Origin of the sequence: Nocardioides sp. Soil796 (genome assembly GCF_001429525.1) — a bacterium.
In the GTDB taxonomy this organism is placed as follows: Bacteria; Actinomycetota; Actinomycetes; order Propionibacteriales; family Nocardioidaceae; genus Nocardioides.
The window spans coordinates 908,374-932,081 of the sequence record NZ_LMSQ01000018.1; the positions used below are offsets into that span (position 1 = coordinate 908,374).

Annotated in this window: 18 protein-coding genes; 11 read left to right on the plus strand and 7 right to left on the minus strand. The window is 69.3% G+C overall.

Going from position 1 to position 23,708, the window contains the following annotated elements:
* Positions 1 to 68 precede the first annotated feature (68 nt).
* From ASH02_RS15760 to disA, 5 genes are all read left to right on the plus strand, one after another.
* The gene (locus tag ASH02_RS15760; RefSeq protein WP_056688968.1) at positions 69 to 707 is read left to right on the plus strand and encodes a VOC family protein; all 639 of its coding nucleotides are present in this window, start codon (positions 69 to 71) and stop codon (positions 705 to 707) included.
* 218 nt (positions 708 to 925) lie between these two features.
* On the plus strand, positions 926 to 1,624 hold the full coding sequence (locus tag ASH02_RS15765) for a class I SAM-dependent methyltransferase (protein WP_056688714.1): 699 nt from the start codon (positions 926 to 928) through the stop codon (positions 1,622 to 1,624).
* A 246-nt stretch (positions 1,625 to 1,870) separates the two neighbouring features.
* On the plus strand, positions 1,871 to 2,935 hold the full coding sequence (locus ASH02_RS15770; protein WP_156388546.1) for a 3-deoxy-7-phosphoheptulonate synthase: 1,065 nt from the start codon (positions 1,871 to 1,873) through the stop codon (positions 2,933 to 2,935).
* A 48-nt stretch (positions 2,936 to 2,983) separates the two neighbouring features.
* Positions 2,984 to 4,393 (plus strand): DNA repair protein RadA, encoded by a 1,410-nt coding sequence (gene radA, locus ASH02_RS15775; protein ID WP_056688719.1) that lies wholly within the window; start codon positions 2,984 to 2,986, stop codon positions 4,391 to 4,393.
* A gap of 83 nt (positions 4,394 to 4,476) precedes the next feature.
* Positions 4,477 to 5,556 (plus strand): DNA integrity scanning diadenylate cyclase DisA, encoded by a 1,080-nt coding sequence (gene disA, locus ASH02_RS15780; RefSeq protein WP_056688722.1) that lies wholly within the window; start codon positions 4,477 to 4,479, stop codon positions 5,554 to 5,556.
* Positions 5,557 to 5,707: 151 nt separating this feature from the next.
* On the opposite strand, the gene ASH02_RS15785 is transcribed toward disA, so the two are convergent.
* Entirely contained in the window at positions 5,708 to 6,478 is a 771-nt protein-coding gene (locus ASH02_RS15785) for a hypothetical protein (protein WP_057295044.1), read from the minus strand.
* A gap of 79 nt (positions 6,479 to 6,557) precedes the next feature.
* Here ASH02_RS15785 and ASH02_RS15790 point away from each other — a divergent pair, with 79 nt between their 5' ends.
* Positions 6,558 to 7,424 (plus strand): A/G-specific adenine glycosylase, encoded by an 867-nt coding sequence (locus ASH02_RS15790; protein WP_057295045.1) that lies wholly within the window; start codon positions 6,558 to 6,560, stop codon positions 7,422 to 7,424.
* Between the two features lie 79 nt (positions 7,425 to 7,503).
* Here the strand turns inward: ASH02_RS15790 and ASH02_RS15795 are convergent, their stop codons facing one another.
* Both ASH02_RS15795 and ASH02_RS15800 read right to left on the minus strand, forming a co-directional pair.
* Positions 7,504 to 10,089: an ATP-dependent Clp protease ATP-binding subunit gene (locus ASH02_RS15795; RefSeq protein ID WP_056688731.1), complete on the minus strand. Its 2,586-nt coding sequence runs from the start codon at positions 10,087 to 10,089 to the stop codon at positions 7,504 to 7,506.
* Between the two features lie 190 nt (positions 10,090 to 10,279).
* On the minus strand, positions 10,280 to 10,675 hold the full coding sequence (locus ASH02_RS15800; RefSeq protein WP_442938410.1) for a histone-like nucleoid-structuring protein Lsr2: 396 nt from the start codon (positions 10,673 to 10,675) through the stop codon (positions 10,280 to 10,282).
* A gap of 92 nt (positions 10,676 to 10,767) precedes the next feature.
* Here ASH02_RS15800 and ASH02_RS15805 point away from each other — a divergent pair, with 92 nt between their 5' ends.
* From ASH02_RS15805 to ASH02_RS15825, 5 genes are all read left to right on the plus strand, one after another.
* Positions 10,768 to 12,009: a sulfotransferase family protein gene (locus ASH02_RS15805; RefSeq protein WP_057295047.1), complete on the plus strand. Its 1,242-nt coding sequence runs from the start codon at positions 10,768 to 10,770 to the stop codon at positions 12,007 to 12,009.
* 111 nt (positions 12,010 to 12,120) lie between these two features.
* A complete protein-coding gene (locus tag ASH02_RS15810; protein ID WP_057295048.1) occupies positions 12,121 to 14,754 on the plus strand; it encodes a bifunctional glycosyltransferase/CDP-glycerol:glycerophosphate glycerophosphotransferase in 2,634 nt (877 codons plus the stop codon).
* Positions 14,751 to 15,911 carry a DUF6270 domain-containing protein gene (locus ASH02_RS15815; RefSeq protein WP_057295049.1) on the plus strand — a complete coding sequence of 387 codons (1,161 nt, stop codon included), beginning with the start codon at positions 14,751 to 14,753 and terminating at the stop codon, positions 15,909 to 15,911. The genes ASH02_RS15810 and ASH02_RS15815 overlap by 4 nt, the downstream gene beginning before the upstream one ends.
* Positions 15,908 to 17,191, plus strand: coding sequence for a nucleotide sugar dehydrogenase (locus ASH02_RS15820; protein ID WP_200951250.1), 1,284 nt, complete (start codon positions 15,908 to 15,910; stop codon positions 17,189 to 17,191). Before ASH02_RS15815 ends, ASH02_RS15820 begins: the two co-directional genes overlap by 4 nt.
* Before the next feature lie 64 nt (positions 17,192 to 17,255).
* A complete protein-coding gene (locus ASH02_RS15825) occupies positions 17,256 to 19,193 on the plus strand; it encodes a glycosyltransferase family A protein (protein WP_057295050.1) in 1,938 nt (645 codons plus the stop codon).
* Between the two features lie 33 nt (positions 19,194 to 19,226).
* On the opposite strand, the gene ASH02_RS15830 is transcribed toward ASH02_RS15825, so the two are convergent.
* From ASH02_RS15830 to ASH02_RS15845, 4 genes are read right to left on the minus strand one after another with little or no spacing between them, the layout of a single operon-like run.
* A complete protein-coding gene (locus tag ASH02_RS15830; RefSeq protein WP_162251056.1) occupies positions 19,227 to 20,276 on the minus strand; it encodes a sulfotransferase family 2 domain-containing protein in 1,050 nt (349 codons plus the stop codon).
* 31 nt (positions 20,277 to 20,307) lie between these two features.
* Complete coding sequence (locus tag ASH02_RS15835; protein ID WP_056688752.1) at positions 20,308 to 21,090, minus strand: type III pantothenate kinase; 783 nt, start codon at positions 21,088 to 21,090, stop codon at positions 20,308 to 20,310.
* The gene (gene nadC, locus ASH02_RS15840; RefSeq protein ID WP_082564162.1) at positions 21,087 to 22,001 is read right to left on the minus strand and encodes a carboxylating nicotinate-nucleotide diphosphorylase; all 915 of its coding nucleotides are present in this window, start codon (positions 21,999 to 22,001) and stop codon (positions 21,087 to 21,089) included. The genes ASH02_RS15835 and nadC overlap by 4 nt, the downstream gene beginning before the upstream one ends.
* Entirely contained in the window at positions 21,998 to 23,701 is a 1,704-nt protein-coding gene (locus ASH02_RS15845; RefSeq protein WP_056688755.1) for an L-aspartate oxidase, read from the minus strand. Before ASH02_RS15845 ends, nadC begins: the two co-directional genes overlap by 4 nt.
* Positions 23,702 to 23,708 lie beyond the last annotated feature (7 nt).

The following is a 23,708-nucleotide window of genomic DNA, read 5'->3' on the forward strand; positions in this document are numbered from 1 at the left end:
AGTCTCGACGTCAAGAGACAGCACCCCCGATGTGACGTACGGATCATCGAGAGACCAGAATGCTGGGCATGCGCCTGGACCATCTCTCTTTCGCGGCCGGACCCGACGGTCTCGCCGCCACAGCTCAGCGGCTCGGGGAACTGCTCGGCAAGGAGTTCACCGATGGCGGTATCCACCCCCGCTTCGGCACCCGGAACCGCATCCTCCCGCTCGCTGAGAACACCTACCTGGAGATCGTGGAGGTCCTCGACCACCCGGCCTCCGACAAGGCTCCGTTCGGCCAGGCCGTCCGTGCCCGCTCCGCCCTCGGCGGTGGCTGGCTCGGCTGGGTCGTCGCAGTCGACGACATCGCACCTGTCGAGCAGCGCCTCGGTCGCGCCGCCGTCGACGGCTCGCGGCACCGCCCCGACGGCAAGGCCCTGTCGTGGAAGCAGATCGGCATCAACGGCCTGATCTCCGACCCGCAGCTGCCGTTCTTCGTGCAGTGGCTCTCGCCTGCCGAGGACCACCCGAGCAACGGCGCGAATGCCGACTTCTCCCTTGCCTGCCTGGAGATCGCCGGCGACCCGCACCGCGTGAGCGAGTGGCTCGGCGAGACCGTCGAGGCTCCGCTCGAGGACGTCAAGGTCGAATGGGTCGCCCCGCACGGCACCCCCGGCGTGATCGCCGCCCAGTTCCAGACCCCCAACGGCCTCGTCCGGATCTGAGTCGGCCAGCCCGACGCGAGGAACGAGCGCCGGGCGTGGGGCCGACCAGGTCGAGCAAGCGACGTGACTGAGGAACGAAGTCACGCGAGCGCGTCGAGACCAGGACCCGCAGGCCGAGAGCGGTCCGAGACCAGGGCCCGCAGTCCGAGACTAGGACCCGCAGGCCGAGAGCGGTCCGAGACCAGGGCCCGCAGTCCGAGACCAGGACCTGCAGGCCGATGACCAGGCCCAGCCAGGGCGCGGTGCCCAGCCCAAACATCTGGCACCACCCGGAGACCTACGAGATCGAGAACCACGCCGCGGACCCCGACGGCGTGATCGAGTCGGCCATGCGCGCGACCACGGACTGGTCCGGGCGCACGTTCCTCGACCTGGGCTGCGGCACCGGCTTCCACCTCGCCCGGTGGGCCGAGACCGCACGCGAGGTCATCGGTGTGGAGCCGCACCCCGACCTGGTCTCGATGGCCCGGCGGCGCGTCCGCCGACTGGGCAACACGCAGGTCCGTCAGGGCACGGCCCAGGAGATCCCGCTCCCCGACGCGTCGGTCGACGTGATGCAGGCCAGGTGGGCCTACTTCTTCGGCCCCGGATGCGAGCCGGGGTTGGCGGAACTCGACCGGGTGATGCGTCGCGGTGGCACCGCGTTCGTGATCGACAACGACGCCTCGCGTTCCACGTTCGGCGGCTGGTTCCGGCGCGGCTACCCGATGATCGACCCCGATGCGGTCGAGCGGTTCTGGTCGCAGCGCGGCTGGACCCGCCAGCCCCTCGACATCCGCTGGTCGTTCGCGAACCGCACCGACTTCGAGGCCGTCGTCCGCATCGAGTTCGACGCTGCGACCGCCGCGCACGTGCTTTCGACGTACGACGGGTTCGAGGTCGACTACGCGGTGAACCTCTGGATCCGCGGCTTCTGAAGCCGCCTCACCGAGCAGCGGCCGCCCACGATGCGACCACCGCGCGGCCGTGGTTGACCACGTGTCGTAGGCTGCAGGGCATGAACACCCGTTGGTATGCGTATTTTGCGTTGGCTCTGGAGGGGCCCGCGACTTAACTGACGCGCACCAACACCCACCAGAGCCACAGGGCGGAGAGCAATCTCTGCCCTTTCGTCATTTCATCGGCGGGCTCTGACCGGGTCCGCCTCACCGGACGGGAACACCATGGAAACCATCAAGGCCAGTGCCGCCACCTCGGACCTGCGGGTCCGCCGCTTCGAGGCACTGCCCGAGCCCCGCGAGATCACCGACGAGATCCCGCTGACCTCCGCACGCGCCGACGTGGTTGCCCGCGGCCGCGACGAGATCCGCGCGATCCTCGACGGCGTCGACGACCGACTGCTGGTCATCGTCGGCCCGTGCTCGATCCACGACACCGACGCCGGCCTCGAGTACGCCGCACGCCTGGCCGAGCAGGCCACGCGGCACGCGGACCGCCTCCTGGTCGTGATGCGGACCTACTTCGAGAAGCCTCGCACCACGGTCGGCTGGAAGGGCCTGGTCAACGACCCGCACCTGGACGGCAGCCACGACATCGCCACCGGCCTGCGCTCGGCGCGCCAGTTCCTCGCCGCCGTCACGGACCTCGGGCTGCCCACGGGCACCGAGTTCCTCGAGCCGATCAGCCCGCAGTACCTCTCCGACCTGATCAGCTGGGGCGCGATCGGTGCGCGCACCACCGAGAGCCAGATCCACCGCCAGCTCGTCTCGGGCCTCTCGATGCCGGTCGGCTTCAAGAACGGGACCGACGGGGGCCTGCAGGTGGCGTTGGACGCGTGCGCCGCGTCCGGCGTACCGCAGGCTTTCCTGGGCATCGACGACCGCGGGCGGGCCGCCCTGGTCGCCACCGAGGGGAACGCCGACGCGCACCTGATCCTGCGCGGCGGGGCCGACGGACCCAACTACTCCGCCACCCACGTGGCTGCTGCGAGCGCCCGACTGGCCGAAGCGGGTCTGAACCCGCGGCTGATCGTCGACGCCAGCCACGCCAACAGCGGCAAGTCGCACGTGCGTCAGGCCGAGGTCGCCGCCGAGCTCGCCGATCAGGTCGCCGGAGGATCCCCGATCGCCGGGGTGATGCTCGAGTCGTTCCTCGTCGAAGGGGCCCAGAAGCTCGACGTCACCGTCGGGCCGGCCGCATTGACCCGCGGGCAGAGCGTGACCGACGCCTGCCTGGGTTGGGACACCACTGTCGACGTGCTCGACCGACTGGCCGGCGCTGCCGGCTGATCCGGCTGCTCGCACCGGGTGTCGGTGCCGTCGCCTAGGTTGTGAGCCATGAGCACCAAGAAGGCAGCCCGTTCGACGTACCGCTGCAGCGAGTGCGGTTGGGAGACCGGCAAGTGGGTCGGTCGTTGCGGCGAGTGCCAGGCGTGGGGCTCGGTCAACGAGGTGGGGGCGGGCCCGGTCCGCGCCACCAAGGCGTCACCGGTGACCACCGCAGCCGTCCCGATCGGCAAGGTGTCGGTCGAGGAGTCCACCACCCGCAGCAGTGGCGTGGCCGAGCTCGACCGGGTGCTCGGCGGCGGGCTGGTCCCGGGGGCCGCGATCCTTCTCGCCGGTGAACCCGGCGTCGGCAAGTCGACGCTCCTCCTCGAGGTCGCCGCCCGTACGGCGCAGGGTCGGCGCCGCACGCTCTACATCACCGGCGAGGAGTCGGCCTCCCAGGTGCGGTTGCGTGCCGACCGCACCGACGCCGTGCACGACGAGCTCTACCTCGCCGCCGAGACCGACCTCGGCGCCCTGCTCACCCACATCGAGGACGTCCGTCCCGAGCTGCTGGTGATCGACTCGGTGCAGACCATCGCCGCCTCCGACGTCGACGGCGTGCCGGGCGGGGTCAGCCAGGTCAAGGAGGTCGCCGCGGCGCTTATCCGGGTGGCCAAGACCCGCAACATCACCACAGTGCTGGTCGGTCACGTCACCAAGGACGGCACCATCGCCGGCCCGCGGGTCCTCGAGCACGTGGTCGACGTCGTGCTCCACTTCGAGGGCGACCGCAACTCCCGCTTCCGCATGCTCCGGGCGATGAAGAACCGCTTCGGCCCGGTCGACGAGGTCGGCTGCTTCGACCTCTCCGCCGGTGGCATCACCGCGGTCACCGACCCGAGCGGGCTCTTCGTCGAGCACCACAACCAGCAGGTCGCCGGCACCTGCGTCGCGGTCAGCATGGAGGGCCGCCGGCCGATGCTGGCCGAGGTGCAGTCACTGGTCACGCCCTCGCCGTCCGACAAGCCGCGGCGCACGACGTCGGGGCTCGACTCGTCGCGCGTCGCCATGGTGCTCGCCGTCCTCCAGAAGCACGGCAACCTCCGGCTCCACCAGCAGGACGTCTTCGGGTCCACGGTCGGCGGCGCCAAGCTGACCGAGCCGGCCACCGACCTGGCCATCGCGATCAGCCTCGCCTCTGCGACGTACGGCCGCCCGGCACCGCAGGGCATCGTGGCCATGGGCGAGCTGGGGCTGGCCGGCGAGCTGCGCCGCGTCCGCGACCTGCCCCAGCGGCTGGCCGAGGCCGCCCGGCTCGGCTTCAAGTACGCCATCGTCCCGAGTGACCGCACCGGCGGCGGCACCCAGCGCAAGGCACAGGCGCGCATCCTCGACGGCATGGAGGTCATCGACGTGCCCGACATCGGCGCCGTGCTCCAGCTCCTGGGCTTCCGCGGGCCGGTCGACCCCGTGAACTGAGCGCCGCGTCGATGCCGAGCGTGTGTCGGGTTCCCCTAGACTGACGGCAATTCGACCGGAACCACGAACGGGGACACCTGGCCATGATCGAACGCTCCGAGGACAGCCTGCGCCTGCGCGCCACCCTCGCGTCGATCGCACCGGGCACAGCCCTGCGCGACGGACTCGAGCGAATCCTGCGCGGCCGCACCGGCGCCCTGATCCTGATCGGCTACGACAAGACCGTCGAGTCGATCGCCACCGGCGGGTTCACCCTCGACGTTCCGTTCACCGCGACCGGTCTCCGTGAGCTGGCCAAGATGGACGGCGCGATCATCGTCGACTCCGACCTGACCCGCATCCACCGCGCCGCCGTGCACCTCATGCCCGACCACACGATCCACAGCGAGGAGACCGGCACCCGGCACCGCACCGCCGACCGGGCCGCCCGGCAGACGGGGTTCCCGGTCATCTCGGTGTCGCAGTCGATGCAGATCATCGCGGCGTACGTCGGCGAGACCCGGCACGTCCTCGAGGACTCCGCGCAGATCCTGTCCCGCGCGAACCAGGCGCTGGCCACCCTCGAGCGCTACAAGCTCCGCCTCGACGAGGTCTCCAGCACGCTGTCGGCGCTCGAGATCGAGGACCTCGTCACCGTGCGCGACGTGGCGGTCGTGGCCCAGCGGCTCGAGATGGTCACCCGCATCGCCCGCGAGATCGAGGACTACGTGCTCGAGCTGGGCACCGACGGCCGGCTGCTCTCCCTGCAGCTCGAGGAGCTGATCACCGGCGTCGACACCGAGCGCGAGCTGGTGATCCGTGACTACCTGCCGACCGGACGCCGGGCCAAGAGCCCCGAAGACGTCCTCGGCCGTCTCGAGACCCTCTCCCCGACCGAGCTGGTCGACCCGGCGTCGGTCGCCAAGGCGCTCGGCCTGAGCGCCAGCGAGCACCTCGACGGCGCGGTCGCGCCGCGCGGCTTCCGGCTGCTGGCCAAGGTGCCGCGGCTCCCACCCGCCGTGGTCGACCGCCTGGTCGAGCACTTCGGCACCCTGCAGAAGCTGCTCTCCGCGGGCATCGACGACCTGCAGGCCGTCGAGGGTGTCGGCGAGCTCCGGGCCCGCAGCGTGCGTGAGGGCCTCTCCCGCCTCGCCGAGTCCAGCATCCTCGAGCGATACGTGTAAGCAGGCGGCAGCGGGTCTGAGACGCGTCAGCGGATCAGACGATGGTGGTCGAGCGAGCGGCAGGCCTGAGGAACGAAGGCGTGACCCGCGTGTCGAGACCTGGTGAGGTGCAAGCAGACCTGGACCGCGGGTGCTGGCTCAGAAACGAACCCTAGTTGGGCTCAACCGCACCTGATGGCGATGACGAGGCCGACGACGAAGGCTTCTCGGACGTCTTGTCCGACGTCTTCTTCTTCGGCTTCGGCTTCTCGGTCTTGTAGACCGTCTTCGGCTTCGGGTTGACCAGCTCGAACTTGTCGGAGGTCGGCTCGCCACCGAGCGCCGCGGCCTCGACGTGGTACCAGCCGGCGGTGGCCCACTTCGCCGTACGGCTGCAGTCGTCGTCGGAGCGACGACCGTTCCAGACCAGCACGATCCTGGTGGAGGTGGCCGAGCGGACGACGACGTCCTCGCTGGGCACCTTGGCGCACTCCTGGCTGGTCCAGATCAGGTCGCTGCCCGAGGTGATCTTGATGACCATCGTGGAGTTGGAGACCTGGAAGGTGCAGGCCTCGTCGGTTCCGGAGAGCAGGAACGGGATCTCGATGCTGCCGTCGGCCGCCACCCGGTCGAGGTCGGGCTCGACGGTGATGTCGTCGGGTGAGCAGGGGCCGTCGGGCTGCGGCAGCGGTGTGCGGGTCTTCTTCGACTTCGCGGTCGTGGTGGGGGTCGTGTCGGCGGAGGACTGGTCCGTCGGGTCGCCCGCGGCCTGCTCGGCGACCGGCGTCCCGGATCCTTCGGAGCCTCCGTCGCCGTCGTTGCCCGACCCGAGCAGACGCGCGAATCCGAAGATCAGCAGGAACGCGGTGCCGAGCACCAGGGTGCGCCGCACCCAGTAGACGCGGGCGGGCAACGGGCCGCGCGGCCGGGTGGCACCACTCATGGGCCCACGGTATCCAGCGGGATCCCCCGATCCGGGGAGCAACACTCGACGCCGCGCCCCCGAGACGTAGCATGCGCCCGTGAGCGACCTCCATGACCCACTGCTGGAGTGGTACGACGAGCACGCGCGCGAGCTGCCGTGGCGTGGCAACGGCGCCAGCGCCTGGTCGGTGATGGTCTCGGAGTTCATGCTGCAGCAGACGCCGGTGGCGCGGGTGCTGCCGATGCACGAGGCGTGGATGCAGCGGTGGCCGACACCCTCCGACCTGGCCGACGACGACGCCGGCGAGGCAGTGCGCGCCTGGGGCCGGCTCGGCTATCCGCGTCGCGCCCTGCGGCTGCACGCCGCGGCCACGGCGATCCGCGACCTGCACGACGGCGAGGTCCCCACCGCGCACGACGACCTGCTCGCACTGCCCGGTGTCGGCGACTACACCGCCGCCGCGATCGCGTCGTTCGCCCACGGCCAGCGGCACGTCGTGCTCGACACGAACGTGCGTCGCGTGCTGGCCCGGGCGGCCAGCGGTGTCGAGTTCCCCGCTCCCTCGGTCACGAAGGCGGAGCGCGACCTGGCCACGTCACTGCTGCCCGACGACGCCCCCACGGCCGCCACCTGGGCGGTCGCCACGATGGAGCTCGGCGCCCTGGTCTGTACGGCGAGCAACCCGGCCTGCGGTCGTTGTCCGGTCAGCGACCGCTGCGCGTGGGTGGCCGCGGGGCGCCCGGCGTACGACGGACCGGCGCGACGGACCCAGACCTATGCGGGCACCGACCGCCAGGTGCGAGGCCGGCTGCTGGGCGTGGTGCGTGACAGCGAGAGCGCCGTACCCCGGCACCGGCTCGACGCGGTGTGGAGCGACGAGCCGCAGCGCGACCGGGCGCTGGCCAGCCTGGTCGCCGACGGCCTGCTGGTCCGGGTCGAGCCCGACCACTTCGCCCTCCCCTGAAATGCCCGACAGTCCCCAACGTCTGGCTCCTGCCTTCCCTCAGTGAGGGCGCCAGACGTTGGGGACTGTCGGTGAGAGCTCAGTCCTCGGCGCGGGGCACGTCGACCGGGCCCTCGGTGTCGTCGGGACCCTCGGGGGTCTCGCTGAGCACGTCGCCGGAGACCACGTCGACCGGCTCCAGCGGCAGGCTGTCGGGCAGCGCGCCCACCTTCTGGCCCTTGAACGTGAACGTGGCCGTGGGGCCTTCGCCCTCGACGTCGACCAGCACGATCTGGCCGGGGCCGACCTCGCCGAACAACATCTTCTCGGCGAGGACGTCCTCGATCTCGCGCTGGATCGTGCGGCGCAACGGTCGCGCACCCAGCACCGGGTCGAAGCCACGCTCGGCGAGCAGGTTCTTCGCGTTCTGGGTGAGCTCGAGGGACATGTCGCGGTCCTTCATGCGCAGCTCGACCGAGGCCACCATGTTGTCGACCATCGAGACGATCTGCTCCTGCGACAGCGGCGGGAAGACCACGATCTCGTCGACACGGTTGAGGAACTCGGGCCGGAAGTGCTGCTTGAGCTCCTCGGTGACCTTCGCCTTCATCTTGTCGTAGGTGCCCTGGGTGTCGGACGCGTTGCCGAAGCCCAGGCTCACCCCCTTCGAGATGTCGCGGGTGCCGAGGTTGGTGGTCATGATGATGACGGTGTTCTTGAAGTCGACCACCCGGCCCTGCGAGTCGGTCAGGCGACCTTCCTCGAGGATCTGCAACAGCGAGTTGAAGATGTCGGGGTGGGCCTTCTCGACCTCGTCGAAGAGCACCACGGAGAACGGCTTGCGGCGCACCTTCTCGGTGAGCTGGCCACCCTCTTCGTAGCCGACGTAGCCGGGAGGCGAACCGAACAGTCGCGAGACCGTGTGCTTCTCGGAGAACTCCGACATGTCGAGCTGGATCAGCGCGTCCTCGTCGCCGAACAGGAACTCGGCCAGCGTCTTGGACAGCCACGTCTTACCGACACCGGACGGACCGGCGAAGATGAACGAGCCACCGGGACGCTTCGGGTCCTTCAGGCCGGCACGGGTACGGCGGATCGCCCGGGAGAGAGCCTTGACGGCCTCTTCCTGGCCGATGACGCGCTTGTGCAGCTCGTCCTCCATCTTGAGCAGTCGGGTCGACTCCTCCTCGGAGAGCTTCACGATCGGGATGCCGGTGGCGACGGCGAGGACCTCGGCGATGAGCTCCTCGTCGACCTCGGCGACGACGTCCATGTCACCGGCGCGCCACTGCTTCTCGCGGTCGGCCTTCTTCAGGATGAGCTGCTTCTCCTCGTCGCGGAGGGCGGCAGCGGCCTCGAAGTCCTGGCCGTCGATGGCGCCTTCCTTGCGCTGGCGCACCTCGGCGATCTGCTCGTCGAACTTGCGCAGGTCCGGCGGGGCGGTCATCCGGCGGATGCGCAACCGGGAACCGGCCTCGTCGATCAGGTCGATGGCCTTGTCCGGGAGGAACCGGTCGGAGATGTAGCGGTCGGCGAGCGTGGCCGCGGAGACCAACGCCTCGTCGGTGATGGTCACCCGGTGGTGCGCCTCGTAGCGGTCGCGCAGGCCCTTGAGCATCTCGATCGTGTGAGCGATCGACGGCTCGTTGACCTGGATCGGCTGGAAGCGGCGCTCGAGGGCGGCGTCCTTCTCGAGGTACTTGCGGTACTCGTCGAGGGTGGTCGCACCGATCGTCTGCAGCTCGCCACGGGCCAGCATCGGCTTCAGGATCGAGGCCGCGTCGATGGCGCCCTCGGCCGCACCGGCACCGACGAGGGTGTGGATCTCGTCGATGAACAGCACGATGTCGCCGCGGGTGCGGATCTCCTTGAGCACCTTCTTGAGGCGCTCCTCGAAGTCACCGCGGTAGCGCGAACCGGCCACCAAGGCACCCAGGTCGAGGGTGTAGATGTGCTTGTCCTTGAGCGTCTCGGGCACGTTGCCCTTGACGATGTCCTGGGCGAGGCCCTCGACGATCGTGGTCTTGCCGACGCCGGGCTCACCGATCAGGACGGGGTTGTTCTTCGTGCGGCGCGACAGGATCTGCATGACGCGCTCGATCTCCTGCTCGCGACCCACGACTGGGTCGAGCTTGCCCTCGCGGGCCTGCTGGGTCAGGTTGCGACCGAACTGATCGAGGACCAGCGAGGACGACGGTGCCTCGGATCCGCTGCCGGACGGCGCGCCAGCGGCCGCGCTCTCCTTGCCCTGGAAGCCGGAGAGCAGCTGGATGACCTGCTGCCGGACCCGGTTGAGGTCGGCGCCGAGCTTCTGCAGCACCTGGGCGGCGACGCCCTCGCCCTCACGGATCAGGCCGAGCAGGATGTGCTCGGTGCCGATGTAGGAGTGGCCGAGCTGCAGCGCCTCGCGCAACGACAGCTCGAGCACCTTCTTGGCGCGCGGTGTGAAGGGGATGTGCCCACTGGGGGCCTGCTGGCCCTGGCCGATGATCTCCTCGACCTGTGCGCGCACTGCCTCCAGCGAGATGTCGAGGCTCTCGAGCGCCTTTGCCGCGACGCCCTCACCCTCGTGGATGAGGCCGAGCAGGATGTGCTCGGTCCCGATGTAGTTGTGGGAGAGCATGCGTGCCTCTTCCTGGGCAAGCACGACGACCCGACGGGCTCGGTCTGTGAACCGCTCGAACATGTACGCACTCCTCAAACTCAGGTACCAGCACCCCGGGACGGGAGGGGCGCGGACATTGGTACCAACGTCTGGCTCCACCCTACGTGTTCCCGACCAACGAGTAATCCGCTCTCAGCGAACAGGATGCCGCTCGACCCGGCGTGAGCAGGTCCTCCAGGGTGAGATCACGACGGGTCGAGGGGCCACCAGGTCAGTTGGCGGCCTCGTAGGCGGCGCGGACGTCGGACGGGATGCGGCCGCGCTCGGGGACGTCGTACCCGTTGTCGCGGGCCCAGGCCCGCACCTCGGCGGCGCTCGTGCCGGACGCGGCGACGGTGCTGCCGGACTTGCGGCGACCGGAGATCCGGCGACCGTGGCCGACGTACGTCGCGAGGGCTTCGCGCAATTGCTGTGCGTGCGCTTCATTTAGGTCGATCTCGTAGTTCACGCCGTCGAGGCCGAAAGTGAGCGTTTCAGAGGCTTCGCTGTCGTCGATGTCATCGACAAGGATGATGTTGACCTTCTGCGCCATGAATTCCTCTTTCTCGTGAATTGAAATTCGATCGAAGGCATCATGGCACGAAGGAATTGTCGCCGAAAATGCCATCGCGCATTCTTCACAATTCTGCGGATCTGTATTCCGGGCGCCTCGCCCCACTGGATTCCGTGACGATCCGGGCCCCCGGGTAGTTTGAGCGCATGTCCCAGCCCACTCCGCCGCTCCCCGAAGACGCCGTCCTGCTGCACATCGGCCCGCACAAGACCGGCACCACCGCGATCCAGGGCATCCTTGCCGCCGCGCGCGAGGACCTTCTGGAGCACGCAGTGACCTATCCGGGACGCCATGGTGCCCACCACGGTCATGCTCGCGCCCTTCGTCAGCACCCAGCGGGCTGGACCAACGACACCGAAGAAGTCCCGAGCGAGAAGCAATGGGAGAACTTCGCCCGCAAGGTCAGGAACACGCCCGGGCGGGTGGTGGTCAGCAGCGAGTTCTTCGCGCAGTCCGAGCCCGCGGAGATCTCCCGCGCGGTCGCGGATCTCGACCCCGAGAGACTCCACGTCCTCATCGCCGCCCGAAATCCCGGTTCGATCGCTTTGTCGACCTGGCAACAGGTTCTGAGGGACGGCAAGGCCGGGCACCTGTCCGCGTGGCTGGACAAGGGGTTCAAGCGGCCGAGCCCTGCGGTGGTGTCGCGAGGCTTCTGGTCGTGGGCCGACACCGCGACCCTGGTCGAGCGCTGGAGCGAGGTTCTCCCCGTCGACCGAATTCGGGTCGTGGTGATCGACGAGGCGGACCGGGCACTGCTGCCCGCCACTTTCGAACAGCTCCTCGACCTTCCGCCCCAGTTCCTCTCGACCCGCACTCCCGCTTTCAGCAACCGAGGGTTGACCGCCCCGGAAGCCGAACTGTTGCGGCAGGTCATCGAGGAGAACCGCGACCGGCTGACCTGGACCCAGTTCTCGCTGATGATCCGCTACGGGATGGTGGCCCGCATCCTCAAGGAGCGCCGGCCCGACTCGGATGAACCCAAGAGCGCACTGCCTCCCTGGGCTGTCGAGCAGGCCCGGGTCGAAGCAGACTGCATCATCGAACGCCTCAGGGCATCCGGCGTCGCCGTCAGTGGCGACCTCGAGAACCTGCGTCGGCTCCCGGCCACCGGCGAGACTCCGGAGTTCGACCAGATCCCCATCTCCATCGCGGTCCAGGGAATCTCCGGCGCCATCACCTCGGCCCTCAAGGGCATGGAACAGGCCGATGCCCACGGCCGGGAGGAGGCTCTCCGGGAGGCCCAGCTCGCTCGCAAGCCCCGCAAGCACGGTCGCAAGAAGCGCCAGGTCGAAGACATGAGCACGCGTGAGCTGATGAAGGTCCTGAACGCGCGGGTCAGGGCCGGCCTCCGCCGTCGCCTCGACCCGCGCGTCCGGCGCAAGGCCTGAGGCCAGCGGTTGGGATCGGCCCCGCGTCACGCCCTAGGGTGATTTCCCAGCCGCCGTACGACGAGTTCGCCAGACGCACCACAGATCAGACCCGGAAGGAACCCTGCACCTATGAGCAATGAGGCGCGTCCCCTCTTCTCGATCGTGAGTGCCGTCTACAACGTCGCGCCCTACCTGCCCGATTTCATCGCCTCGATCGAGCGCCAGACCCACGGCCTCGACGACGTGGAGATCCTGATGATCGACGACGGGTCCACGGACGAGTCGCCGCGTCTCCTCGCCGAGTGGGCGAACAGGCATCCGAAGACCGTGCGGGTCATCACCCAGGAGAACGCCGGCCAGGGAGCCGCTCGCAACACCGGCATCAAGGCCGCCCACGGCGAATGGATCACCTTCCCCGACCCTGACGACACCGTCAACGACAAGTACCTCCAGGTGGTGGCGGACTTCATCGAGGCGCACCCCGATGCCCACATGGCGGCCACGCACCGGCTGATCTGGAACGAGGCCGAGGACAAGGTCACCGACCGGCACCCGCTGCGCTCGATGTTCCACGCCAACCCCTACGTCGATCTGTCCCTGAACCCCGAGCGGTTCCACGGCAGCTCGCCTGCGACGTTCTTCAGGCTCGACCGGATCCGTGACCTCGGACTCGAGTTCGACGGCCGGATCCGGCCGAACTTCGAGGACGGTCACTTCAACTCGCGCTACCTGCTCAGCTTCGACCAGCCGCGGGTCGGGTTCCTCGACGCTGCCCGCTACCACTACCGCAAGCGCGCCGACGACAGCTCCACCCTGCAGACCGCGCAGGCACACCCCGGCCGCTACAACGTCGTCCCGAAGCTCGGCTACCTCGACCTGGTCGAACGCGCGCGAGAGCTGCACGGCCGGGTTCCGCGCTGGTTGGAGTCCTTCCTCCTCTACGAGCTGCACTGGTACTTCAAGGCGACCGACTCCCACGCGGCTTCCACCGGCCGCCCACAGGGGGGCCCCATCACGGATGAGTTCCACGCCGTGGCCGCCGAGATCCTCGGGCAGATCGACGTCGACGAGGCGTTGCGCTACGTCCCGCCGACGGTGCCCGGGCAGACCCGACTGGTCCTCGCGCACGGCTACGAGGAGCAGCCGTGGCACGACCCGTTCGTCCACCTCAAGAAGTTCGACGTGGACCAGGTGATCGTCAAGGCGTCGTACTTCTACACCGGGGACCTGCCGACCGAGGTGTGGCGTGCCAACGGTGAGCCGATCGAGCCGCTGCACGCCAAGGTCCGCGACCTCGAGTTCTACGGTCGCACACTGATGCACGAGCGTTCGGTGTGGCTGCCCGCCAACAGGTCCCTGCAGCTCGACCTCGACGGCGCCGCTGTCGACATCGTCTACGAACGTCCGTACGGACCGACACGGGTCGCACCGCCCGGGCAGATCCGCTGGTTCGGCAGCCCGCTGTCCCAGCGCGCCCGCAGCCGGGTCCCGAAGCACCTGCAGATCAAGAAGCCCGAGTCCAGGCAGGGCAAGATCGCCCAGAGACTGATGCGGACGCCGCAGGTCCGCAAGAAGTACGCCGACGCCTGGGTGCTGATGGACCGGGTGCATGACGCGGCCGACAGCGGCGAGATCCTGTTCCGGTACCTGCGTGCCAACCATCCCGAGATCAACGCCTGGTTCGTCCTCGAGAAGGGCGGCAAGGAGTGGGAGCGGTTCCGCAAGGAGGGCCACGGAGACCGCCTGGTCGCCTACGGCTCGCTGCAGTGGCGCCTCCTGCTCGCCCACGCGAAGCACCTCTTGTCCTCCCACGCGGACGCCGCAGTCGTGGCGCCGGCCGAGATCACCGAGTTCACGCCCCGCAACTGGCGCTTCCACTTCCTGCAGCACGGCGTGATCAAGGACGACATCTCCTCGTGGCTGGACCCCAAGGAGATGGACACCTTCGTGGTCAGCACTCGCCAGGAGATGGCCTCGATCGCCGGCGACCACACGCCGTACGTCTTCACCACCCGCGAGGTCGCCCTGACCGGACTGCCGCGCTTCGACCGGCTGCGCGAGGTCGGCCTGCGGTTCCCCCCGGACAAGCGCGATCTGCTGCTGGTCACCCCGACGTGGCGAAACGGACTGCTGCCGCCGGTGATCAAGGGCAGCCAGCGTCGCGAGCTGGACAGCTCGCTGCTCGAGTCCGACTTCGTGCAGCAGTGGATGTCCTACATCTGCGACGACACGCTGGCCGAGGCGTGCCGGCGACACGGACTGAAGCTCGGGTTCCTGCCGCACCCCAACCTCCAGCCGCTGCTGCCGATGATGCACCTGCCCGACCACGTGCTCCCGCTGTCCTACGAGGGCGGTGACCCTCAGGAGCTGTTCGCCCGTGCCCGCGCCGTGGTCACCGACTTCTCCTCGATCGCGTTCAATGCCGCCTACCTGCAGCGCCCGGTCGTCTACTTCCAGTTCGACGCCGACACGGTGCTCGGCGGTGGCCACGTCGGACGGGCCGGCTACTTCGAGTACCCCCGTGACGGCTTCGGTCCCGTCGAGGAGGACAAGGACTCGGCGGTGGCCGCCACCATCCAGGCCCTCGACCACGGCCCGGACCCCCTGCCGGCGTACCAGGCCCGCATCGACGCCAGCTTCCAGGAGCGTGACGGCAAGTGTTGCGAGCGGGTCGTGGCCCACGTGAAGCTCACCGAGGGCAACCGGTCGAGGCTCCCAGCGGAGCCGACGCCACAGATGCCCGCGACGGTGGTCCGACCATGAGCGACCCCCGTGTCGTGGTGGTGATGGGCAGCTGCATCACGCGCGACAACTTCAACTCCCGGTTCAACGCTGACTACAAGCAGTGGTTCGAGGTCGGGGCGACCACCAACCAGAGCTCGATGATCGCCCTGATGTCACCGCCGGTGGACGAGCCCTGGGAACCACTCGAGCCGATGAAGCCGTACGGCCTGTGGAACGTCGCCTCAGACCTCAATCGCGAGATCCTGGGCCTCATTGCGGAGAATCCGCCGGAGATCCTGATCCTCGACTTCTTCGGTGACGTGCACTTCGGCGTGCTACGCATGGCCGATGGCCGTTTCGTGACCAACAACCGGTGGCGGATCCACAAGACAGACCTCTACCAGCGGCTCATCGACGACGAGCGCACCGAGGTGCTGAGCTGGCAGGCGGACGCCGATGCCTACTTCGAGCTGTGGACCGAGGCGATGGACCGCTTCGCTGCGTTCGTCACCGAGCACTGCCCCACCACCCGGGTCATCGTGCACTGCGGCTTCAACGCCACCGAGGTGATGCGGCCCCACCTGCCGATCCCGGGACGGCTGCACCCGGTCAACAAGGAGGTCAGGCTCACGCACGTCCGCGGCAACGACTTCTGGGCCCGCCTCAACAAGTACGCCAGCACGTCGTACGGCTGGGACAGCATCGACCTCGGCGGCGAGTCGTACACCTCCTTCAAGGAGCACCCGTGGGGGCCCTTCGAGGTGCACTACACGATGGACTACTACCACCGGTTCCTCGGTGAGCTGCACCGACTGGCTCTGCGCGATGACCTGGCCCCCGACCTGATGACGAAGGTCGACGAGATCGCCGACGCGTCCGCGGAGCGTGTCCGCACCGAGCTCGACCGGCTCAGCAAGGCGTTCGACGCAGTCGCGAACCCGCCGGCACGACCCTCGCCCACCGGATGGCGGAAACTGGTGCCGCGCAAGACGGGCGAACGCACCGACCCCGGCCCTCCCGCGGAGGTGGCCTGCCGCGACCACGACCTGCTCGACGCACTCCGCGGCACCGTCGACGACGAGACGTTCGAACGCGTCGCCCAGCTGCCGGCCAGCGCCGACGAGCACGTCGCCGTGCTCCGCGGCATCTGGCTGGCGAGGATCGAACGCAGGCGCGACACGGACGGATCCCGATGACCACGGCACAGGAGGGCATCAAGATGACCACAGTGGCCGTCGTCGGCCAGGGGTACGTCGGACTTCCCGTGTCGATGGGCGCAGTGCGTGCGGGCTGCACCGTGATCGGGATCGACACCGACATCGCTCGTGTCGAGCGCCTGCGTGCAGGCGACTCGTTCATCGAGGACGTCAGTTCCGAAGAGTTGAACGACGCGCTCACCACCGGTCGCTACACCGCGACCAGCGACTGGACCGGGATCACCGCGTTCGACGTCTGCGTGATCACGGTCCCGACGCCGCTGCGCCAGGGAGCACCCGACCTGACCTACGTCGAGGAGTCCGGCCGCGCGATTGCGCCCCACATCACTCCCGGTGCCACGATCATCCTCGAGTCGACGACCTACCCCGGGACCACCGACCAGTTGCTGCTGCCGATCCTGGAAGCCGGCAGCGGCCTGACCGCCGGCAAGGACTTCTTCCTCGGCTACAGCCCCGAACGCATCGACCCGGGCAACCCGACCTTCGGCCTGACCAACACGCCCAAGGTCGTCTCCGGTGTCGACGACGAGTCCCTGTCCAGGGTGCAGCAGTTCTACGACCTGTTCGTCGAGCAGACCGTCCCGGTGTCGAGCACCCGCACGGCCGAGATGACCAAGCTCCTGGAGAACACGTTCCGGCACGTGAACATCGCACTGGTCAACGAGATCGCCACGGTCTCGAGAGACCTCGGCGTCGACGTCTGGGAGGCCATCGACGCGGCCGACAGCAAGCCCTTCGGCTTCATGAGGTTCACTCCCGGGCCGGGCGTCGGCGGGCACTGCCTGCCGATCGACCCCTCCTACCTCCTGTGGCAGGTGCGCCAGACCTCGCGGGGCGACATCCGCATGATCGCAGCGGCCAACGACATCAACGACCACATGCCCGACTACGTCGTGTCCCGGCTGCAGGCCGGCCTGAACAGACGTCGGCTCGCGGTCAACGGCGCCAAGGTGCTCGTCCTCGGGCTCGCCTACAAGAAGAACGTCGGCGACATCCGCGAGTCCCCCGCACTCACGGTGCTCGAGCAGCTGCAGGCACTGGGAGCCGACGTGCGCGTCGCAGAGCCGTTCACCGAGGACAGCCTGATGCCCCGGGGCGTCGTGCGGGCCGCCCTGGACGCCGACAGCCTGGCGTGGGCCGACGCAGCCGTGCTGCTCACCGACCACGACCAGTTCGACTACGACCTGTTGTCGGCCTCGGAGACCTACGTCCTCGACACCCGGAACCGGTGTGCCGGACCGCAGGTGGAATTGCTCTGATCCCGCCCGCTCGCGGGGGCGCCAGACGGCTACCCTTGCTGCTCCATCCCGCAGTGAGGTGTTCATGACGGTGCCCGATGTCAGTGTGATCATCCCGGCGTACAACGCATTGCCCTGGTTCCATCGTTGCCTGGACTCACTGGAAGCGCAGACCATCGGCACCGACCGGATGGAGATCATCGTCATCGACGACGGCTCCACCGACGGGACAGCGGAGGAGGCCGACCGGCGAGCACTCGCCCACGACGGGCTCTACCGGGTCGAGCACCACCCCGCCTCCGGCGGCCCCGCGGGCCCGCGCAACCGTGGGTTGGACATCGCCACCGGGCGTTACGTCTACTTCGTCGACGCTGACGACTACCTCGGCGTCGAGGCTCTGGAACGCCTGGTCACCGTCGCCGACGAGCAAGGATCCGACGTCGTCGCGGGCAGCCTGGCCAGTGACTCCGAGCGTGGCGTGGGCGCATCGGCCTTCCGCAGGACGGACCTGGACGCCGACCTCTTCACCTCACAGGCCTACTGGTCCATCTCGGTCCTGAAGCTCTACCGGCGGAGCATGGTGGAGGAGCACAAGATCAGGTTCCCCACCGAGTTCCCGGTGCTCAGCGACCAGCCGTTCGCGGTGCTCGCCTACCTGCGCGCCACGAAGATCAGCCTCCTCGCGGACTACGAGTACTACTGGGTCGTCCTTCGTGATGACGGCGGCAACATCACCTACTCCGGGAAGGCCGCCAGCCGGGTCGACGTCATCGAGTCGATGTGTGCCCTCCTGGTCCGCGAGGTTCCCGACCCCGACAAACGGGGCCGCCTGTTGGCCCGCCACTTCCAGCTCGAGTTGCAGCGCGTCGTGCTCGCCCTGCCGGAGCTCGATCCGAACGAGCAACGAGAGTTGCTGGTGCGGGTCGCAGCCCTGGTCGCGGAGCACCTCACTCCTTCCGTCATGAAGTGGCTCAGCCCGGACATGCGGCTCCTCTACCACCTGGTCGGACGAGACCTTCGTGAAGAGCTCGTCACCGCCGCCTCCGACGAGTCGGTGCGGCACAGGTCCTGGAAGGTCGGCATCAGCGACGGTCGGGCACACGCGCTTCTCCCCTACTTCCGCGACGCTGCCGTCGGTGTCCCCGACGAGGTGTACGACGTCACCGAGCGGTTGGGTTTCCGCCAGCACCTGACGTCTGTCTCTTGGAACGGGGCGACCCTGCACCTGGAGGGCGAAGCAGCCTGGGACCGGGCGCCCGCCGACTCGGTGGGAACCGTCACCATGCGTCTGCACAGTCGAGACGAACCCGGCACCGACCACCTGGTGACTGCTCGACGTGGCGACGGCGACACGTTCCGGGCCGACCTCGACACGCTCGCGCTCGGCGGCGATCGGCTGCATGATGCGATCTGGGACGTCCACACGCAACTGAGCCACGAGGGCCTCACCCGGGAGCAACAGACTCGGTTGGGCGAGGACGCGGTCACCGGTGACGAGCCGTTCCTGCACTGGGAGATCACGGACGGCTGGACCGTCGCGTCGTACCTCAGTCCCGACCGGCGCCTCAAGCTCGACGTCGGGCAACGCAAGCACCGCGTCGGCAAGATGCTCCGCGACTGGCGCGTCTCCTGGCAGGCCGGGGACCTGGTGGTCGAGGGCCGCCTCGATCTCGATCTCGATGCGCCCCTGAGCCTGATCGCCCGGAAGGACAAGGAGTCGGTCGAGCGCGAGGTGTCACTCGCCGCCGGGCAGTTCAGCGGACGGATCCCGGTCGGCGACCTCGAGCCCGGAAGATGGATCGTCCGCATACGGGCCGGGCAGCCCCCGCACCACGAGAGGTTCGCGGTTCCGGCGCCCACCGGTCTCGGCACCCACACCGTGGGCAAGGGGCTCAGGCAGGTCGTCGCGGAGGCGGTCACCCTGAAGAGTGGCGGCCTGGCCGTCGATGTCGTCGCGTCGAGCCCACTGCGTTCGGTGACCCAGGCACTTCGCCAGCGGGCCGCCGGCCAGGACAGGACCTAGGAGTCGGGGCCCACCCAGGCATGCGGGCCGACGTCAGCCCCTGCGGGCTTTCGCCAGACGCCTGCGGACCCGGCCGGCCGACCTCCGGGCCCGGCTTCCGGCCTTGCGGATCGGGTTGACCGACAACCGGGCGACGTCGTCCTCGAGGGCGGCGATCCGCTTGCGGGACTGGTCGTTCTCGGCGCGCTCGGTGCGGGCGAGTCGGTGAAGCTCGTCGATACGCCGGCCGAGCTGCGACTCGGTCTCACATGCGGCCAGATCCTTGTCGCTCCACGGCTCAGCGGCCTCCGTGCGGGAGAAGTCCCAGAGGTGGCCGAAGCGGTCGAAGTCATCTGCATACAGCTCTTCGATGCGTTCGCGGATGCCGTTCTCGAAGAGCGCCCCGATGGGTCGCAGGGGCGTCGGGTTCGCCCGTGGAACATGCACCTCGCCCTGGTATCCGACCTTCGTCAGGTGCTCGGAGAGATCACTCGTGAGCTGCTTGAACTCGCTGATCTCATAGACGCGGGTGTAGGGGATCGCGTGCTCGACCAGCATGTCGACCTGCCCACGGAAGTGGGGGTCTCGACGGAGAATGTGCTGGGGCTCGTTCTCGAAGAAGGCAACGAACTTTGCGAAGTCCTCGATGACGCTCTCGCGGGTGAGCGGATGACGGGGGTACCAGTCCCGGTTCCGGAACTGCGTGATGTGCGGGTTCTCCATCAGGACCTTGTTCTGCCACGCGGAGAACAATCGGAGCCTCGGGTCTCGCACGACAGCGAAGATGAACCAGTCGTTGTCGGGACGGATCTCGGCACGCTCTTCGGGAGTGAGCTGGCTCAGGCGTGGAGACACCTGCCACAGGTCACGGTTGTGCACGGCCTCCGAGTCCGCGATGTAGCCGCTCCAGCCGGCCTTGAAGGTGGAGAGGTCCTCGCCGGCGAGGTCCGCCATCATCCACTTCAGACTGGTGCACGCGTTCTTGTTCAGCGACTCGAACATCACCTTGGCCTCGGGTGCCAGGTAGGTGCGCAGGACCGCCCCGGGCACCTCACGCATGGCTTGGAACATCGCATCGTCCGGCGGTGACAGTTCCTCGCTCATGACCGAAAGCATAGGCGGAGGCTACCCGGCGCTACGCCGGGGTGTTGCGGTGGAAAACGATTTCGAGACCGATGAGTGTCAGGTGCGGCGCGAACGAGGTCAGGGTGCCGCACTCGTCGAGCACGATCGGCGCCATGTGGCCCGTCGCCACGACGTTCACCGATTCGCTCGGCTCGCCGAGCTCGGCGATCATGCGGGTGGTCAGGCCGTCGACCATGCTGGAGTAGCCGTAGAGCATGCCCGACTGCAGGGCCTCGACGGTGTTCTTGGCGATCACGGTGCGCGGCCGCAGGATCTCGACCTTGCGCAGCTGTGCACCACGCCGGCCCAGCGCCTCCAGGGAGATCTCGAGGCCGGGCGCGATCGCGCCACCGACGTACTCACCGTTGGCGCTGATCACGTCGAAGGTGGTCGCCGTGCCGAAGTCGACCACCACCGTCGGGCCGTCGTACAGCTGTGCCGCGGCGAGGGCGTTGATGATGCGGTCGGCGCCGACCTCGCGAGGGTTGTCCATCAGCACCGGGACCCCGGTGCGGATGCCGGGCTCGACCACGACGGCCGGCACCGTCGGGTAGTGGCCGGTGAGCATCTCGCGCCATTCGTGGAGTACGGCGGGCACTGTCGAGCACACCGCGATGCCGGTCAGGTCGGCCTCGTCGATCGCGCCGGAGACGAGGCCGCGCACGAGGACGGCCCACTCGTCGGAGGTGCGGCGCTCGTCGGTGGAGACCCGCCAGTGGGCGGCGACCTGTCCGCCGTCGAGGAGGCCGAGCACGGTGTGGCTGTTGCCGATGTCGGCGGCCAGGACCGTCACGGCCGTAGGTCCATCGCGATGTCCATGACCCTGGCGGAGTGGGTCAGCGCACCGACGGCCAGGAAGTCGACCCCGGTGGCGCCGTACTCGGCGGCGTCCTCGAGGGTCAGCCCGCCGGAGGACTCGAGGGTGGCCCGGCCCGCGGTCAGCGCGACCGCCTCCCGCAGGGTGGCCGGGTCCATGTTGTCGAGCAGGATCCGGTCGACCCCGATCTCGAGCAGCTGGCGCAGCTGGTCGAGCGAGTCGACCTCCACCTGCACCGGCACCTTGGGGTAGCGCGCCCGGATCAGGTTGTAGGCCTCGACGACCCCGCCGGCAGCCACGACGTGGTTGTCCTTGACCAGTGCCATGTCGGAGAGGGAGTGCCGGTGGTTGACCCCGCCGCCGGCGCGGACGGCGTACTTCTCGAGGTCACGCCAGCCGGGAATGGTCTTGCGGGTGTCGCGGACCCGGGCGCCGGTGCCCTCGAGCGCACGCACCCAGTCGGCGGTCGCCGACGCGACGCCGGAGAGGTGGCAGGTGAAGTTCAGGGCGGTGCGCTCGGCGGTCAGCAGCAACGCCGTGGGGCCGGTGACGGTGAGCAGCACGTCGCCCTTGCTGACCCGGGTGCCGTCCCTGACCGGCCGCTCGACCGTGATGTCGTTGCCCATCACGTAGCGGAAGACCAGCTCCCCGAGGGCCAGGCCGGCCACGGTGCCGTCCTCGCGGGCCACGAAGTCGGCGGTCTCGACCTGGTCGGCGGGGATGGTCGCCCAGCTGGTCACGTCGTCGCCGGGGAGGTCCTCGGCGAGGGCCGCGACGACCGCGCGGTGGATCGCCCGAGCCTCGAGGCCCGCCTCACCGAGCTCGACGGCCAGGTTGGCGGGCATGTCGTCACACGGCAGGGCGACGATGCGGTCGACGGCACTCATGGGCGGGCTCCTGCCGGCTCGGCGGGGTGGGACGGGTCGGTCGAGGGCGCCGGGTGGAACGTGACGTCGAGGTCGTCACCGACGAGGTGGGCGTCGAAGTGGCCGGACCACGCCTCGTCGCGCTCGGGGAAGTCCTCGCGCCAGTGCGACCCGCGGGTCTCGCGGCGGCCGAGTGCGGCCTGCGCCAGGGCGGTGGCGATGGTCAGCAGGTTGGTCGCCTCCCAGGCCTCCACCCCCTCCTCGCCGGTCGTGGCGGCCAGCGCCGGGAGCTCGGCGAGGGCCTTGCGGACGCCGTCCTCGCTGCGCAGCACGCCGACGTACTCGGTCATCAGGGTCTGCATCTCGGGGCGGCAGGCGGCCGAGGCGACGTGCGCCTCCCGGTCGTCGTCGACCGGGTCCGCCCACGGCCGCAGCTCGCCGGGCAGTACGTCGGCGATGCGGCGCGAGAACACGAGGCCCTCGAGCAGCGAGTTGGAGGCCAGCCGGTTGGCGCCGTGCACGCCCGAGCAGGCGACCTCGCCGGTGGCGTAGAGGCCGGCCACGTCGGAGCGACCGAACAGGTCGGTGGCCACGCCGCCCGAGGCGAAGTGGTGTGCGGGAGCCACCGGGATCAGCTCGCTGATCGGGTCGACGCCGTGGGAGCGGCAGACCCCGAGGATCGTCGGGAAGCGCTTCTCCCAGAACTCTTCGCCGAGGTGGCGGGCGTCGAGCCACATGTGGGCCTTGCCGGTCTCGTGCATGCGGCGGGTGATCGCCTTGGCCACCACGTCGCGCGGCGCCAGGTCGGCGAGCTCGTGCTGCCCCTGCATGAACCGGTTGCCCTCGAAGTCGACCAGGAACGCGCCCTCGCCCCGGACCGCCTCGGAGATCAGCGGCTGCTGGCCGCGGGACTCGGGGCCGAGGTACATCACGGTGGGGTGGAACTGCACGAACTCGAGGTCGCGCAGCGCGGCTCCTCCGCGCAGGGCCAGCGCCATGCCGTCGCCGGTGGAGACCGACGGGTTGGTCGACTGGGCGAAGACCTGGCCCAGGCCGCCGCTGGCCAGCACCACCGCGCGGCAGCGCACGGCGCCGACGCCGTTGCGCTGCCCTTCGCCGATCACGTGCAGGGTCACCCCGGCGACGCCGCCGTCGGCCGCGCGCATCAGGTCGATGGCCAGCGCGTGCTGGATGACCTCGATCTCGGGGGCGGCCTCGACCGCGGCGATCAACGCGCGCTGGATCTCGGCACCTGTGGCGTCCCCGCCGGCGTGCGCGATGCGGTCGCGGTGGTGGCCGCCCTCACGGGTCAGCGAGAGCACGCCGTCGTGGTGGTCGAAGTTGGTGCCGAGGGCGATCAGCTCGCGCACCGCATCGGGCCCCTCGGTGACCAGGACGCGTACGGCGTCGGTGTCGCAGGCCCCGGCGCCGGCCACGAGGGTGTCGCGCTCGTGCTGCTCGGGGGTGTCGCCCGGGCCGAGCGCGGCGGCGATGCCGCCCTGGGCCCACTGTGTGGAGCCGGCGTTGAGGACGTCCTTGGTGACCACGAGGACCGTGGCACCGTCGTCGTCGGGCCTCTCCCGGAGGGCGGCATGGATGCGCAGGGCAGCGGTGAGCCCGGCGATGCCGGAGCCGATGACCACGACGTCTGAGCGCGTGGTCCAACCGGGCTCGGGGGCACTGAGGCGTCCCGCCAGTCCGGCGTTCTCGAGGAGGGCCATTCGGGCA